The organism is Oceanospirillum beijerinckii DSM 7166 (genome assembly GCF_000422425.1).
In the GTDB taxonomy this organism is placed as follows: domain Bacteria; phylum Pseudomonadota; class Gammaproteobacteria; order Pseudomonadales; family Halomonadaceae; genus Oceanospirillum; species Oceanospirillum beijerinckii.
The window spans coordinates 1-16,668 of the sequence record NZ_KE383830.1 but is presented as its reverse complement, the minus strand read 5'-3'; the positions used below and the strand labels follow the sequence as shown (position 1 = coordinate 16,668).

Sequence of the window (16,668 nt, the reverse complement as noted above, 5' to 3'; positions counted from 1 at the left end):
CTTAAAAGCTATTCACTTAACGCATCTGCGATCAAAGAGCCTATACGACTACCATGAATATGTAACTTAACCGAGTCGTGCACCAGGGTATCTCTTAACCAACCAGATTTCGATAACACAACCAGTTTAGTTTTATCTAAAGCTCCGGCTTCGGTTAAATAAGCAATCAACTCTTCAAGCGGGATATCATTAACTTTTTCGTCCAACAACAACAGCTGATAATTACTCTGCAAAGCATGCTCCAGAAAATTCATAGCACTGGATACAAAACAAACATCCTGAGCGATCAGCTCTGGCTCAAGTTCAGGACAACACTCACCGACAGAAGACTCTTTAGCCGCAAACAACACTCTCTTTACGTTTTCTGCCTCACCTTCCAGATAACCTACCGTTTTCCCCATCAAAGACTGAGAGCCATCAGCCTGCACCAGACAAACATAAAAGCAGCTTCCGACGCCTTCTTCACTATCAAAATAGAGCTGCCCTTGCATCAACTCGGTTAAACGCTTACTGATTACCAAACCCATACCAGTTCCTTCAATATCACTGCCTTCCGCATGCAAGCGATTAAATGATTCAAACAAGTGCTCCTGCTCCAGCCGACTGATACCAACCCCTGTATCCTTGACAGACAACCGACACTTGCCATCTTCAAGGAGCACATCGATGATAACCTGACCTTTATTCTTATTGTATTTAATAGCATTAGAGAGAAGATTCAGAAGCACCTGACGCAAGCGCATATCATCTGCTCTAACATAAGTATTAGGAATATCTGCTAATCTATTCTGCAGCTCTATTCCAGCCCTCTGAGCCACGGGCTCAATCACTTTACAACACTCGTTGACCAGCTGGACCAGGTCCACTGACCCGATATCCAACTCCACCCGACCCGACTCAATACGCTCCAAATCAAGCACCTCATTAATCAGAGACATAAGATGCTGGCCAGCCTTATCTATCTCAAGCACAAACTCACAGGCCTCAGGATTCGAGGACACCTGATCCTCAAGCAATCGGGCAAAGCCCAGAATAGCATTCATAGGAGTCCTGAGTTCGTGACTCATGCGGGAGAGAAATTCGGTCTTGGCCTGACCGGCCTTTTCTGCTGCTGTCTTGGCGCTTAATAACTGATGCTGGGCCGACTCAATTGCCGCATCATTCTGCAAAGCAATGATCAAATTAGAACAAGTTGTCAACATCGGTCGTAAAAAATCTACCTGTTCATCCCGATACCCCCCTTCTCTATTAGCCAAACCTATCATACCAATCATGTCATCCCCCTTCATAAGAGGCACACCCAAATAAGCATTGAGAGGAGGATGACCAGGGGGCAAGCCTCCTGCTCTATCATCAACTGCTGGCGCATTACTGATCACAATCTCAGCCGTTTTCAAAGTGTAGCCAAACAGGGTATCCAGATTAAAGAATTCAAAGCCATCTTCAGCTCGCTCTTGGAACAGTTTCTGAGTTTCCTCATTCCACGAGATATCGGTAATCGCAAAGGTACGCAGATAAGTTTGACCATCAGGAGTCAAACACACCTCACCAATAAAACCGTATTCGCTATCGGTTAAAGAGATAATTTCATCCAATATATTCTGAAAAATCTCCCGCTTACCGACATGAGCAAAGTAGCGCAGCTGAGTGGTATAAATAGAGGCCAACAAACGGTGATGCTTACGTAGATTTTCCTGAGCCTCAATGCGCTCAGTCACATCAGAGTAGACCCCCAGCACACCAACCGGATTGTTCGCTGAGTTTTTAATAGGCAAGCGGCTGATTTCGATATGTCGCTCCCGGCCGTCGTTCATATAATATAAGCCATGCTCACTTAGCTTCTCCTGCTGGGTTTCAAGTACCCAATGGTCCAGAGTATCAATTAGCGAAGCCTGTTTCCTATTCTGGTAAATTTCATAATCAGTCTTGCCCAGAATCTGATCTTCAGGCAAACCGATGTCCTGAGCAAAACGGCTATTAATACCCGCAATTTTAAGCGAACTATCTTTCCAGTACACACCTGACGGAATGGTATTTAGCACCATTGACAACATGTTACGCGCATTCTCTAATGCTGCAGCATTATGTTTCTGTTCAGTAATCCTCTGAATATGACCAATGATACGCTTTGTAACTTCACTATCCATAATGGGCGTGCCTTGTATCAGCAACCAATCAGCCTTATCAAAGCCCTCCTCCCCAGAGCCACTTAATCCCGAGCTTTCTCTATCAACCCCTTTAATCTTAACGCTCTCTTTTAAACGGCACTCACAACTAAAAGAGCGATTCTCAGCAATAGCATCATCCATTTCCTGCCGCAGAGCGACGCCATCCTCTTCCTCCAGGTGACTAAAAAAGAACGCCATTGATACCTGACCAGAATCAACCGATACGCCCAGTAATGACAATGCCATATCCGTCGCCAACACCAGGTCAGTTTTTAGCGACCATTCCCACGTGCCGATATGAGCAAATGCCTGACTCAACTCCAGTCGATGACGAATAGCACGAATCTCTTCTTCGTTCTTTTTCTGTTTACTGATATCACGCAAAACAACCGTATAAAAAGAGTTTTTACCTGAATTGGTTCGACTGCTGGAAACCGCTACCGGAAAATAAGAACCATCACAACGAATACCAATAGCTTCAAAGGACTGACCGTAATGGCGGGATAGCACCCCGCCTGCTTCACCTTCAACATTCTTCACTTTCAGAATATCCGACAGCGGAATTCCCAAATAATCCTGGGCTCCACGACCAAAGATTCTCCCTACAGCAGGGTTTAATGACTGAATAATGCCATTGCTGTCTACAGCAAAAATGCCATCCCATGCGGTATCAATAATTGCTCTGTAGCGTACTTCGCGCTCTTCAATCTGAACTGTTTTATCACGGTGTAACTCCTCTAACCGCTGCGTTAATTCTTTACGCGCCTGACGATCCTGACGACTGCGAATTGATGACTGATAAACAATAAATGAAAAGAAACTGACTATAAGAAAAAACACCACGCTGGTAAAAGCGATGAATACTGTACGAAGTTGATCAATAAATTGCTTGCCTTCAGCCGCACTCTGCTCAACAGCTAAACCAATATTCAGTTGGGAGTCCCATAGCCATGCACCTATTACAGCTTCTCCCTGATATCCGGTATAACTTTCTTTCACTCGAACTCCTGACCTGTGAGCCAGGGCCTCATGAGCCAGATAAGTTAACGGCTGAATATCTTCACCCCCGTGCTTGTAGGAACGTCTGATATAAACCCTAATATCACCCGTGCGATTAGGGTTTAACATCAAGGCATCGCTGTTAAATATGTAACTCTCACCGGTCAATCCAAATGAAGCCTTTGTTAGAATATCCAGAAACCCCTGCTCTGGATTGAGTTCCAGAATAAGCACGGCAATCGATCGCTCTTGCCCTCGCCCAATACCTGCAGCAATAAATTGCTGTAGTTGATTATGCTTGTTATTGATGAAACGTGGCGCAGTAACCGACGCACCTCCCCTCCAGGCCACTTTCAAGGCCTCTTTATCGACAGCCAAAGGAGTAACCTGACCAATGCTCGACGGTTGATTACTGGCTAAAACCTCATTCCCTGCGCCTAATAGGTAGTAAGCTTTTATCCCAGGATTGGATATCACCGGCCTTAAATAATCATCCAGGCTATAGCGGGCTAGTTTGACGCTGGTTTCATTAGTATTGCGAACAATCGGTAGACTTATCCTCAACAGTTCAGGTTGACTTACCCAAGAAGCAATAACTGACTTTTTAGCCCTGTTCCAGGACAGAATAGATTGATGCACTGCTCCTAAACGCCCCTGGAAATCACTCTGTAAACGTGTGTGATACTGCTCCTCTAGTTGATAAAAGCTGAGCATGGCAACTATCAAAATCAATGCACTTATCGGAAACAGCATTAATAAATGCCTGCTCCATTGTAAAAAGGGTTGTCTGAACAAGTTGAGTATCCTTTAATGGTAAACTCTGCTTACAGGGACACTAGAGTATCAATACAAATATATACACTGCATCTAAAAAGTGATAACAGATTTTACTAATAGCACTATCCTGACGACCTGGAAAATCTAACAATAACAGCAGATTGCACCTGTACTGCACAAGCGACGATCAAGGCTATATATACTGCAATGCACAAGCACTTATCCTTCACCTGCATCAGACACAGAGCACCCGAGGCCAAACATCGTCAAATTCAGCAATAGCGTAATTTGATGTTAATTTTCTATATTTTTTATTTCCAGCTGAGTGCAAAGCATGGCTATAATGGGAGCATAAAAACAAGTAAAGCTGAACGTAATCAATAGATTGCGGTCGAACGCCCCTCCTAATAACGAACGACTAACAGATTGAAAAATAAGGCAACATGGATATAACAGGAGTTTCCCTTGCTGAATAACCTGATTTGGATCCCCTTGCTGCCCTTGTTGGGAACGCTGGTACCCCTATTTGCATCTAGGTTCAGCCGTAGCGCTTGTGCTTTTCTAACTGCAGGCCTGCCCGCATTGGCATTAATCCTTGTGTTTCAGAATACTTCAGCCGTTTTTGACGGTGAGGCTCTATTCACAAGCTACGAATGGATACCCATTATCGGTCTGGAACTTGCTTTCAGATTGGATGGTTTGGCGCTGCTGTTCGCCATCCTGATTCTGGGTATCGGCCTTCTGGTGATTCTGTACGCCAGATATTATTTGTCTGAGAAAGACTCTATAGGCCGTTTCTACAGTTATCTGATCCTGTTTATGTTTGCCATGCTCGGCGTGGTGATGTCGGATAATCTGCTGCAGATGTGGATGTTCTGGGAACTGACCAGTATCAGCTCTTTTCTGCTGATCAGTTTCTGGGGGCACAAGACGGAAGCCCGTAAAGGTGCCCGGATGGCATTGACTATCACAGGTGCAGGTGGCTTAGCTCTGCTGGGCGGCATCCTGCTGATTGGTGAAGTCGTAGGCAGCTATAACCTCTACGATGTACTGAACAGCGGTGACCTGATTCGTGAACACACCCTCTACCCGGTTATTCTGGTACTGGTGCTGGCAGGTGCGTTTACTAAATCCGCTCAATTCCCGTTCCACTTTTGGCTGCCCCATGCAATGGCGGCACCAACCCCTGTCAGCTCCTATCTGCACTCTGCCACCATGGTAAAGGCAGGTATTTTCCTTATGGCACGCCTGTATCCGGTATTGTCCGGTACAGAGCTGTGGTTCCTGATTGTGAGCCTGACAGGTCTGGCGACGCTATTATTGGGTGCTTATACCGCACTATTCAAACATGACCTGAAGGGCCTGCTGGCCTACTCTACCGTGAGTCACTTAGGCCTGATCACCCTGTTATTGGGTATGGGCACAGAGTTGGCTGCCGTTGCAGCAATTTTCCATATCATTAACCACGCTACCTTTAAAGCCTCTCTGTTTATGGCGGCAGGTATTATTGATCATGAATCCGGCTCCCGGGATATGCGTCAGTTAAACGGTTTGTGGAAATATATGCCCCATACGGCCACGCTGGCGATGGTCGCTGCCTCATCGATGGCTGGCATCCCTCTACTAAACGGTTTCTTGTCAAAAGAGATGTTCTTTGCCGAAACCCTGCACCAGGACTCTCTGGGTTCACTATCGTGGATGGTTCCGGTTTTAGCAACTCTTGGCGGCGTGTTCTCGGTAGCCTACTCCACTCGCTTTATCCACGATGTATTCTTTAACGGTGAACCGATCAATCTACCCAAAACCCCCCATGAGCCACCGCGCTATATGAAGGTTCCGGTAGAGATTCTGGTTGCCCTGTGCCTACTTGTGGGTGTTTTCCCGAGCCTGGTCATTGGTGATCTGCTCTACACAGCCTCCAGTGCGGCACTGAACGGCACACCACCTGAATACAGCCTGGCAATTTGGCACGGTTTTAACTTCCCTCTGCTGATGAGCTTCCTCGCTCTGGCCGGTGGTTTGATCGTTTATTACAACCGTAAGGAGCTGTTCCAATTCCAGGCCCAGTTCCCCGATAGCGACCCTAAACTGGTCTTTGAAGCAGTTGTTCAGCTACTACAGCGTCAGGCCACCACATTTATGGCTCTGGTCGAAAACGGCTCACTGCAACGTTACAGCTATATGATGCTCAGCATGTCCTTTGCCATGATGGCCTGGCCGTTACTGGATCTGAACGCCACTACGGGTTTACGACCGGAACTACCGGTGGATGCAATCTCCATTACGGGCGCGGTTCTGCTAACTATTGGTGCTATTGCCACTGTGGTTTGGCACCGTGAACGTATGGCGGCACTGCTGGCACTGTCCATTGTAGGCCTGATCGTTTCTCTGATGTTTGCCAAATTCTCAGCACCAGATCTGGCGCTGACTCAGCTGTCGGTAGAGGTTGTAACAGTGATCCTGCTGATGCTGGCACTGTTCTTCCTACCTCAGCAAACGCCAAAAGAATCCTCACCTCGTCGCGTGGTACGGGACCTGGGTATCGCGGCAATGATCGGCGGTGTAATCGGTACTATCTGTTACGCGCTGATGACTCGTCCATTGGATACCATTTCCACCTTCTTCCTGGAGAACAGTAAAACCGGAGGTGGTGGTACCAACGTGGTAAACGTTATTCTGGTGGATTTCCGTGGCTTCGATACCCTGGGTGAGATCACCGTATTGGGTATTGCCGCACTGGGTATCTTTAAACTGATCGCCCGCATGCGCTTGTATATGCCAGCCAGTGATGAATCCGGTCGCCCATGGACGCTGGACAGTCACCCCATGATGCTGGCGGTGGTATCGCAGAGTCTGCTGCCATTGGCACTGCTGGTTTCCGCTTACATCTTCCTGCGGGGACACAATATGCCGGGCGGCGGCTTTATCGCCGGTCTGATTACTGCCGTGGCCATTATCCAGCAATATATTGCACACGGTGTTAATTGGGTTAAACCACGTATGAAGATCGATTATCAAATATTGATTGGTAGCGGTATTTTTATCGCCGCACTGACTGGTCTCGGTAGCTGGGCATTTGATCGTCCGTTCCTGACCTCATGGTTTGACCACTTCCATCTGCCTCTGGTGGGTGAGTTTGAGTTGGCCAGCGCCATGATGTTTGATCTCGGTGTTTACCTGACCGTAATTGGTGCCACCATGTTGATTCTGGCTAACCTGGGTAAACTGACAACCAGTGAACGCCCTGTCGCTATGGAAGAGGATGACTAAAATGGAAGGAATTTACGCATTTTGTGTTGGCCTTCTAACGGCCTGCGGCATTTTCCTGGCACTACGGGGACGCACCTTCCCCGTAGTGATCGGACTCACGTTACTTTCTTACGCTGTGAACCTGTTCCTGTTTGCCAGCGGACGCTTAAAAGTCAATGCGGCCGCGGTATTGGGACAATCCGAGCAATACAGTGATCCTCTGCCTCAGGCATTGGTACTGACCGCGATTGTAATTGGTTTTGCAATGACAGCCTTTGTGGTCATTCTGGCCATGCGTAGCCGTGCCGACTTGGGTAACGACCATGTGGATGGTCGTCTGCCTAACGTGCAAGCACAAGCACGCTTACGTAACAGGAAGTTAAGGAAGTAATCATGCATCTACCGATTTTACCCATACTGATACCTCTGATTACGGGTGCGTTGCTGCTGCTGCCACCCTTTCATACCACCATTGCCCGACAACGGCTATTGGCACTGATCTCAGCTTTCGCTCAGATTATTGTTGCCTTTGGCCTGTTGAGCGTTGCAGACCAACAGGGCACCCAAATGTACGTCCTAGGTGATTGGCAGCCGCCGTTTGGCATTGTGCTGGTGGCGGATCGCATCTCCACATTGATGGTACTGCTAACCTGTATTCTGTTTACCGGCGCTCTGCTTTACGCCTGTGCGGGTCAGGATAAAGGTGGTCAGTACTTCCATCCGCTGTTTATGTTCCAGGTGATGGGCATCAATGGCGCCTTCCTGACCGGTGATGTGTTTAACCTGTTTGTATTCTTCGAAGTACTGCTAATCGCTTCCTATGCGCTACTGGTTCATGGGGGTGGTAAGCAGAAAACCCAATCTGCGGTCCACTATGTGATCCTGAATCTAATCGGTTCCAGCCTGTTCCTATTTGGCTTGGGTATCCTTTATGGCACCTTGGGCTCTCTTAATATCGCGGATATGGCCGTACGTGTACGTGAACTGGAAGGCGCGGAAGCCATTCTGGCAAAAACCGGCGGCCTGCTACTGCTACTGGTATTTGGCCTGAAGGCCGCTCTACTACCATTGCATTTCTGGCTGCCTAAGACCTACTCTTCGGCCAGTGCCCCGGTGGCTGCATTATTTGCCATTATGACCAAAGTGGGCGTGTACAGCATCTTACGTGTGCATACCCTGATCTTTGGCCCTGAATCTGGGGAGCTTGCGGACATTGCCTTGCCATGGCTATGGCCGCTGTCACTGCTGACTCTAGCGATTGGTACCATTGGCGTTCTGGCCAGCCCTGGTCTTAAACTTCTGACCGCCAACATGGTCGTTGTCTCAGCCGGTACACTTCTGATCGCCATGGCTTTGCAGTCCGAAGTTGCCACCAGCGCAGCCCTCTATTACATCCTGCACAGCACATTGATTGCCGGAGCTATGTTCCTGCTGGCCGACCTGATTGCCCGTCAACGGGGTAAAGCCGAGGATCGTTTTGTAAAAGCCCGTGCAGTGGCTCAACCACGTTTACTCGGCATCGCCTTTTTCCTGTGTGCTTTGAGCATCGTAGGTATGCCGCCATTATCTGGCTTTGTTGGCAAGGTGATGCTGCTTCAAGCTGCTGAAGAAGCCTTTGATAAGTTCTGGATATGGCCTCTGATACTGATCAGCGGTCTGGTCTCTCTGGTAGCACTGTCCCGGGCGGGCACTACTATTTTCTGGCGCACCACCGCTCCGTCAGGTTCAGATGAGCGAGTCCATCTGTTTGAGCTGATGGGCGTTGGCTTGCTACTGCTAGGCTCCCCGATTCTGGTGATCTTCGGTGGTGAAGTGACCGCAATCACCTCGGAAGCCGCGGCACAGCTGTTTAACTTCAGCCAATCCGTTGATGCGTTGTTACCACAGCAGAATATGGGAGGCCAATAATGACGCAACGTAAAGGAAAATCCCGATTCCTACCTATGCCGATTCATAGCCTACTGCTGTTTGTAGTATGGCTGCTATTGAACAATACCCTGGCCTTTGGTCATATCGTGCTGGGTGCTTTTTTGGCGATCACTATACCTATGTTGGTCACAAGCCTGGCGCCAGAGCAACCGTCGATTAAAAAACCTGGCCTGGCATTTCGTTACTTCATGCTGGTGATGTGGGACATTCTCACCGCCAACTTTGAAGTGGCGCGCAAGGTACTCAGCCCAATGAATAAGCTAAGCCCAGGCATGGTCGCAGTACCATTGGATATCAAGTCCGAGCTGGGCATTACGCTGTTTGCCAGCACCATCTCTTTGACGCCTGGTACCGTGAGTGCCGAAATATCAGAAGATAAGCAATGGCTTTATGTACACGCCCTGGATATCGACGATGAGCAAGCCCTGATCGACGAGATGAAACAGCGTTATGAGGCACCACTGAAGGAGATTCTGGGATGTTAAGTTTCGCGATCACTGTCGTGGCCGTTTTAATCTCAGCGGCTCTGTTTATCAATTTGTGGCGTCTGATTATTGGCCCTACTGTACAGGACAGGATTCTTGCGCTGGATACTATGTATATCAACAGTATCGCCCTAATCGTACTTTATGGCCTGCATGAGGGCACATCACTTTACTTTGAGGCAGCCCTGTTAATTGCCATGCTGGGTTTTGTCAGTACCTCAGCGCTGTGCAAGTACATACTACGTGGCGATATTATCGAATAAGGTGCACTATGGATTACATTATCGAAGCTATCGTAGCTTGCTTTCTGCTATTAGGTGGCGTGTTTATGTTTATCGGTTCGGTAGGCCTGGTTCGCCTGCCTGATCTATACACACGACTACACGCGCCAACTAAAGCGACTACTCTGGGCATCGCCTGTATTTTGCTGGCATCAACCATTATGTTCAGCATCAAAAATGGCACCCTATCTGTTCATGAATGGCTAATCACTCTGTTTCTACTGATCACTGCGCCGGTTACGGCCAATATGATCGCTAAAACAGCACTACACCATGAAATCAAGATGCTTAAACGCTCCAAAGGTCACGACCTGATGGAACCCGCACGCCATCGTGCAGCCCCCTGTCAGAAAAAAGAACAAGAGTAACTCTCTATTTCTTTTACTGTTACCACCAACTCACAAAAAACCGGCTCAGGCCGGTTTTTTGTTATCAGCAGTATTACACTTATTACAATACAGCCTGACAGCCGATACTTATTCATTTGGAACAGATAGAGTAGCAAATAATCGGGGCACCTAGACCAAAGGGTCTAATTAGTGCAAAATCAAACGTTTGATTTAGTTAAAACTTTCATATTCGGGTGACAGAATGAGCAAACAAAAAGTGGTGATTAGCGGTGCCGGTCTCTGGAACCCTGAACATACTATCAGCAATGAAGAATTGGTCGACAGCTACAACCAGTTTGCTGAGCTGTACAATCAGCAACACGCCGCAGAAATTGAAGCAGGTGAACTGGAAGCAAAGCCTTTCTCCAGTGCCGAATTTATCGAAAAAGCTTCAGGCATCAAGTCGCGCTACTCGTATAGTAAAGAGGGGGTTTTAGACCCGACCCGTATGCGTCCTCAGCTGACCGAACGCTCTGACGAAGAGCTGTCCCATCAGGCAGAGATGGCTCTGGCCGCAGCAGAAAAAGCACTGACCGAAGCCAATAAATCTCCAGAAGAGATTGATGCGGTGATTGTATCTTGCGCTTATACACAGCGCTCCTACCCTGCCATTGCTATTGAAGTACAAGCTGCACTGAATATTAAAGGTTTTGCCTTTGATATGTTGGTCGCTTGTTCTGCCGCAACTTTTGCCCTGCACCGTGCCTATGAGATGGTTGCCGCAGGCACAGCAAAAGCAGTGCTGGTGATCAACCCAGAACTGACGTCTCCCCAGGTCAATTATAAGGATCGAGATAGCCACTTTATCTTTGGCGATGTGGCCACAGCAACGATTATCGAACAGGCTGAAACCTGCCAATCCGAGCACAGCTACGAGATTCTGGGTATCAAAGCGCAGACCCAATACTCCAACAATATTCGTTCAAACTTTGGTTACCTGTCCCATGTAACGGATGTTGATCCTTACTCTGCGGACAAGCTGTTCCATCAAAATGGCCGCAAGGTCTTTAAAGAAGTGTGTCCAATGGCGGCAGAGCACCTGACCAACCACGTGACCGAAACAGGCCTGAGCAATGAACAGATCACTCGCTGGTGGTTACATCAGGCCAATATCAATATGAATGTTTTGATTGGTAAAAAACTGATGGGCCGGATGCCAACACAGCAGGAGGCGCCAATCGTGCTGGATGAGTACGCTAATACAGCCTCAGCAGGCTCCCTGATCGCATTTAACCTGCATCATAAAGATCTACAAGCCGGTGATTACGGAGTGATCTGCTCCTTTGGCGCGGGTTACTCTATCGGCAGTTTAGTCATTCAGAAACGTTAATCTTTTATATTAAAGGTCAACACTTTTATCTTACAGCTCAGTAACTTCACGGGCCTATTTTCTGGAGACTCTCTTTATGTTGCGCTATTTGGACCCCGCAGAACACTATTTCTGGCTACTGGACCAAGTCTCCAGTATGAACTTCGCTGTAATGGCCGAGCTTGATCAACCCCAAGATATTAATAACCTGCACAATGCACTGAATTATCTGCAAAAAGAACAGAATATCTTCCAGTTAGCCATCAATCGCGATAATCAGGGTCAACTGTTTTTACAGACACATCCACACAGTATCCAAGTGGAGCAGTTCACAACCCGTGATAACTGGCAGCAAGTCATCGGTAAAGCGTTGGCCCAGCGTTTTAACTTTGAACAACCACTGATCAGAGCCCTCTACATCCAACATCTGGATAGTACTCAAGCGAAACAGAGATCCTGTGTGGCGCTGGTATTTAACCATGCTATCGCCGATGGCCGCACCGGAGCCGAGCTATTAAAGCAGTGGCTGGATATTTCGGCTGACCACCTCCCAACTCATTTTGACACAGGAAGCAGTGATCAAGCCCCTATTGCGGCACTACATAAAAAACTGCCTGCTAAACTAAATATTATTGGGCAGGATGAAGAAATTACACGTCGTCTTGAACAGAAAAAAACAGAGATTCGCCGCTATGGACGTCCGCAACAGCTACCGACATTAAACCCCGTATCGTCAACCAAATCAGAAAGTAGCTCACCGCAAATTCTTAGCTTTGAGTTAACACCAGATCAAAGCTCTCGTATAAAACAAGCTTGTAAGCAACATCAAGTGAGAATTCATAGTGCCCTGACAGCCGTGCAACTGATGGCAATTTATCAGCACGAACTGAATCAGAATAACAAGCAAAATACCGGAAACGACAATTCTAAAGATGTAACACTTTGTCTAACCAGCCCGGTCGATATGCGTCGTTACTTTGACGATGAACAGCCTGCACTAGGTATGCACACCACGCTACTGTCTTCTGTTTACCGGCTTACACCAGAGAGCGATTTCTGGTCTCTGGCGCAGCAGGCGGATAAAGAACTACACCAACAACTACAGCGTGATGATGCCGCTTTCTTTTATCAGTTTATCCGTCCTGAACTGATCCCCTGTACAGATGAAGTTATGGCAGAGTTTAGTACAGCAACCTTACGCTCAGCACCACAAACGCTGATCAGTAATCTTGGTATTGTTACACCCAGTGCCAATTCAGATGTACAACGTATTAGCTTTGCCCTCTGCCCAATGCCATTTCAACCACTGTTTACTGCTGTGACTCACTACAAAGGCAAACTCCATCTCAATATTACCTACGATAGAAGCAGACTGGATGATCAGAGCGCACAACAAGTGGCAGAGGGTATCTTGCAGCAACTGATACAGCTCTAAATTGCTCCAAAACCTTTAACCCACAAAATCAAAACTAAAACCTGACTACAAATACTGAGCACAGATACAAGATAAAAATATTGGGCATAAAAAAACCGGAGCCATTGGTCTCCGGTTTTTTTATTGACTTATTTCATGCGGCTTAAGCCGCTGGCTGACTCACTCTTCTTCGAAGAAGAATTTCTCAGCACCAAACGCAGGCTTCAGATGGTGCAGCCAAGTGGCTTTTTCATCATACTGAGCAAAGAAAGGACGCTGAACCCAATCAGGATTACGGCCCTGAATAAAACGCAGAACAAAGACCTTCTCGCCGTTGACCTCGGCAACTCCCTGAATCTCAACCTTACCCGGCATCGCACTCATAGAAGGACCACGGGCCGTACGCGCAATACCACTCACCTGCTTCATCGCATCACGGTACGTTGACCAAGCCTGCGCCAGCGGAACTTCAAAGTAGTGCTGCGCACCCGTATCACGCTCAACAAACATATAGTAAGGCTGAATCCCCATCTCAACCTGAGTCTGCCACATCTTCGCCCAATCATCAGCAGAAGTATTGATGTGGTTCAGCAAAGGCCCCTGGCTACGAATCTGAGCACCTGTCGCACGGATACGCTTCACTGCCTGACGATGAATATCCGTTTCCATCTCACGCCAGTGATTATAGTGCGCCATAAACGCCAAGGTTTTACCCGCCGCGATCACTTCTTCAAATAGCGCCATCAGATCATCAGCATCGGCATCAGTCACAAAACGATAAGGCCAGAAGGTCAGTGCCTTGGAACCGATACGAATGGTACGGATATGATCAAACTCAGGTGACAGCAGCGGTTCCAGGTAAGCACGCAGGTTCTTGGTCTTCATAACCATAGGATCACCACCTGTGATCAGAACATCCGTCACTTCCTTATGTTCACGCAGGTAATCCTGCAGTTGACCAGATTCTTTCGCCGCAATCTTCAGCGAGTTATCACCGACAAACTGTGCCCAACGGAAACAGAACGTACAGTAGCTGTGACACACCTGACCAGAGCTCGGGAAGAACAGTACAGTTTCATTATACTTATGCTGAATACCCTGAACCGGCTCACCGTTTACCTTAGGGATATTGTGCTCCAACTGGCCCGCTGGATGAGGGTTTAACGCCTCACGCACTTCAGCAATCGCTTGCTTAAGAGCCTCTTTATCCCCAGTGTCTTTAGCTTGTTTAACCAAGTCAAAGTGCTCCGGCTTCAACATACCCCGCTGAGGGAATGTCAGTTGAAACAGAGGATCTTCAACTGGATTGTTCCAATCGATCAGTTCATCGATCACATACTGATTTACCCTGAAAGGCAGCACTTCTGCAACAACTTCCATTTCATCTCTAATTGATTCTGGCAGCTTGTTCAGCTGTTCAATCTTTGATAGATGACGAGCGGTATATACCTTGAATTTTGGTGCGAGATCGGCGTTAACAGCCTGTGTAGTATCGATAATTTCCTGACTTGTCATAGGCCCACTTTAAGCTAATTATGGTCTGTTTTAAAAACTTTTAGGGACCTATTATACAAGAAAACACCCAATCAGATAGCACCATAAACATTAGATGGCGAAACATATAGCAAAACACACATAATTATTGGAAAAAAAATGTGACACTGATATATCTTTGTAAGGATGTGCAACAGCTTCACCAGACATAATAGAAGTAGTTGATTTTCGTCAGAAAAGTGTCTATTCAATTAACAAATCCAGTGCCTTTATCTTAAAATATGGGCAGATTTGTTCTCCCAGCTAGCACGGCAATTTATGAAAAAATTATTATTAGTAGAAGACAGCAAACTCTTCGCCAAAGCGTTAAAGCGCCAGCTGGCAGAAAATAACCTATATGATGTTTATCATGCAGACTGTTATGCCGAAGCTGTAAGGCTCTTAAACGAGCACGATTTCTTTGTTGCGATAACCGACTTAGTGCTGCCTGATGCTTGCCGGGGCGAGATCGTTCATACCGTGATAGGTAAAGGTGTACCAACCATTCCACTGACGAGTTCTATGAACGAAGCGATGCAACAGCAGATTTCTGTTCTGCCCATAGTAGACTATGTCGTCAAAAGCGGGATCAGTGACCTCTACTATGCCGTGCGTCTGGCCGAACTCCTCTTAATCACAGACCATATGCAAGTCCTGATTGTGGATGACTCAAGATCAAGCCTTTCCTCTATTGGCGCTTTACTGCAGCCACTCATCTTCAACATACACACAGCCGCTTCTGGCGAAGAAGCTCTAGAACTATTGAAAGCTCATCCAGAAATCTCTTTCATTGTTACCGATTATGAAATGCCCGAGATGAATGGGCTGGACCTGGTACGTGAAGTTCGTCGAACCAGAGATGCCTTGGAATTGCCAATTATCGCAGTGACTGCCCACCGTGACCCCGTGCTGGGTGCCAGCTTCTTAAAAACAGGTGTGAATGACTTCCTGATCAAACCCTTCTCACGGGAAGAGTTTATCAGCCGTATCGTCACACTGATCAGCAGTCGGGAACGCTTTAAACAGATTGATCGTTACGCTGAAACAATCGACAATTATGTAATTAGCTCCAGCACCGATGAGAATGGCATTATTCGTTCAGTAAGTAAGGCATTTTGTGATATTTCAGGTTACAGCAGGGAAGAATTAATCGGAAAAAACCACAATATTGTACGTCATCCAGATATGCCAAATGAGATTTACGATGATCTTTGGCAGACTATCAAGAGTGGGCAAGCCTGGAGTGGTGAAATAAAAAACTCAAAAAGAGATGGCGGCTTTTACTGGGTTGATGTCAACATTGACCCTAAATTTGATCAACAAGGCAATATCACAGGCTATACCGCTGTACGCCAGGATATTACCAGTAAGAAGCATATCGAAGAGCTTTCTGTTACCGACCCAATGACGGGGTTATACAACCGTCGCCACTTTAATCGTCAGTTTGACCAAAGTTCTCAACAAGCATTCGAAGCCCAGCAACAACTGGCCTTCCTTATCTTTGATGTAGATAAATTTAAGCAGTATAACGACAACTACGGCCATCAGGCTGGCGATGAAGTGCTTACTTCTATTGGTAATGCTATGAAAACCATCGCCAAAAAGCATGCTGCCTTTGCTTACCGTTTGGGCGGAGAAGAGTTTGCGCTCCTCTTCACCTGTACAGATATGAAACAAGCAACCCAATGCGCTGAAGATATGCGCCAGGCGATTGAGCAACTGGGCATCCCCCACGATTACAACGAAGCGGCCAAAGTAGTCACGGCTTCCTTCGGCCTTTATCTCTCCTCCGGTAGCTCAGAACTGGAAACTTGCTACCAAAAAGGTGATGAGCTGCTCTACCAGGCGAAAGAAGGTGGCCGTAACCGTGTTATCTGCGAGCAAAATAACAGCTAAAAAATCTAGCAGCCTGTCGGACTATTAGCCCATTTCATCCAGATCTAGGATAATAGCCCTTTTCAGGTTCCAGCAGGATATATCATGAGTCGCTTTCGTACCATCGATCGTCAAACGCCTTATCTACTTCCTCCATCTATTGATGACTGGCTGCCTGAAGATCATTTAGCTCGCTTTATTGTAGAGGTTGTCGATAGTCTGGATTTGCAAGCCATCCAGGGAGCATATCGCGGGAGAGG

General features: G+C 47.2%; 11 protein-coding genes and 1 pseudogene. 10 read left to right on the top strand and 2 right to left on the bottom strand.

The features are described 5' to 3' along the window. Nucleotides 1-8 precede the first annotated feature (8 nt). The gene (locus H579_RS0121095) at nt 9-3,920 is read right to left on the bottom strand and encodes a PAS domain S-box protein (protein ID WP_028302307.1); all 3,912 of its coding nucleotides are present in this window, start codon (nt 3,918-3,920) and stop codon (nt 9-11) included. 492 nt (nt 3,921-4,412) lie between these two features. On the opposite strand from H579_RS0121095, the gene H579_RS0121090 reads away from it, so the two are divergent. From H579_RS0121090 to H579_RS0121055, 8 genes are all read left to right on the top strand, one after another. After that, nucleotides 4,413-7,214, top strand: a complete 2,802-nt coding sequence (locus tag H579_RS0121090) for a monovalent cation/H+ antiporter subunit A (RefSeq protein WP_028302306.1) — start codon at nt 4,413-4,415, stop codon at nt 7,212-7,214. Between the two features lies 1 nt (nt 7,215). Then, nucleotides 7,216-7,584, top strand: a complete 369-nt coding sequence (locus H579_RS0121085) for a Na+/H+ antiporter subunit C (protein ID WP_028302305.1) — start codon at nt 7,216-7,218, stop codon at nt 7,582-7,584. Next, the gene (locus H579_RS0121080) at nt 7,584-9,101 is read left to right on the top strand and encodes a monovalent cation/H+ antiporter subunit D (RefSeq protein ID WP_028302304.1); all 1,518 of its coding nucleotides are present in this window, start codon (nt 7,584-7,586) and stop codon (nt 9,099-9,101) included. The genes H579_RS0121085 and H579_RS0121080 overlap by 1 nt, the downstream gene beginning before the upstream one ends. Beyond that, nucleotides 9,101-9,607 carry a Na+/H+ antiporter subunit E gene (locus H579_RS0121075; protein WP_028302303.1) on the top strand — a complete coding sequence of 169 codons (507 nt, stop codon included), beginning with the start codon at nt 9,101-9,103 and terminating at the stop codon, nt 9,605-9,607. The genes H579_RS0121080 and H579_RS0121075 overlap by 1 nt, the downstream gene beginning before the upstream one ends. After that, entirely contained in the window at nt 9,601-9,870 is a 270-nt protein-coding gene (locus H579_RS0121070; RefSeq protein WP_028302302.1) for a K+/H+ antiporter subunit F, read from the top strand. The genes H579_RS0121075 and H579_RS0121070 overlap by 7 nt, the downstream gene beginning before the upstream one ends. 8 nt (nt 9,871-9,878) lie before the next feature. Next, a complete protein-coding gene (locus H579_RS0121065; RefSeq protein WP_028302301.1) occupies nt 9,879-10,256 on the top strand; it encodes a Na+/H+ antiporter subunit G in 378 nt (125 codons plus the stop codon). A 223-nt stretch (nt 10,257-10,479) separates the two neighbouring features. Continuing rightward, complete coding sequence (locus H579_RS0121060) at nt 10,480-11,607, top strand: beta-ketoacyl-ACP synthase III (RefSeq protein WP_028302300.1); 1,128 nt, start codon at nt 10,480-10,482, stop codon at nt 11,605-11,607. Nucleotides 11,608-11,683: 76 nt separating this feature from the next. Next, a complete protein-coding gene (locus H579_RS0121055) occupies nt 11,684-13,021 on the top strand; it encodes a hypothetical protein (RefSeq protein ID WP_028302299.1) in 1,338 nt (445 codons plus the stop codon). Between the two features lie 159 nt (nt 13,022-13,180). Here the strand turns inward: H579_RS0121055 and H579_RS0121050 are convergent, their stop codons facing one another. Beyond that, nucleotides 13,181-14,515: a KamA family radical SAM protein gene (locus H579_RS0121050; RefSeq protein WP_028302298.1), complete on the bottom strand. Its 1,335-nt coding sequence runs from the start codon at nt 14,513-14,515 to the stop codon at nt 13,181-13,183. Nucleotides 14,516-14,812: 297 nt separating this feature from the next. Between H579_RS0121050 and H579_RS28210 the strand changes: the two genes are divergently transcribed. Both H579_RS28210 and H579_RS28995 read left to right on the top strand, forming a co-directional pair. Then, entirely contained in the window at nt 14,813-16,429 is a 1,617-nt protein-coding gene (locus H579_RS28210) for a diguanylate cyclase domain-containing protein (protein WP_051228138.1), read from the top strand. Between the two features lie 84 nt (nt 16,430-16,513). Next, a pseudogene (locus H579_RS28995) lies at nt 16,514-16,668 on the top strand (IS5/IS1182 family transposase); the annotation flags it as partial.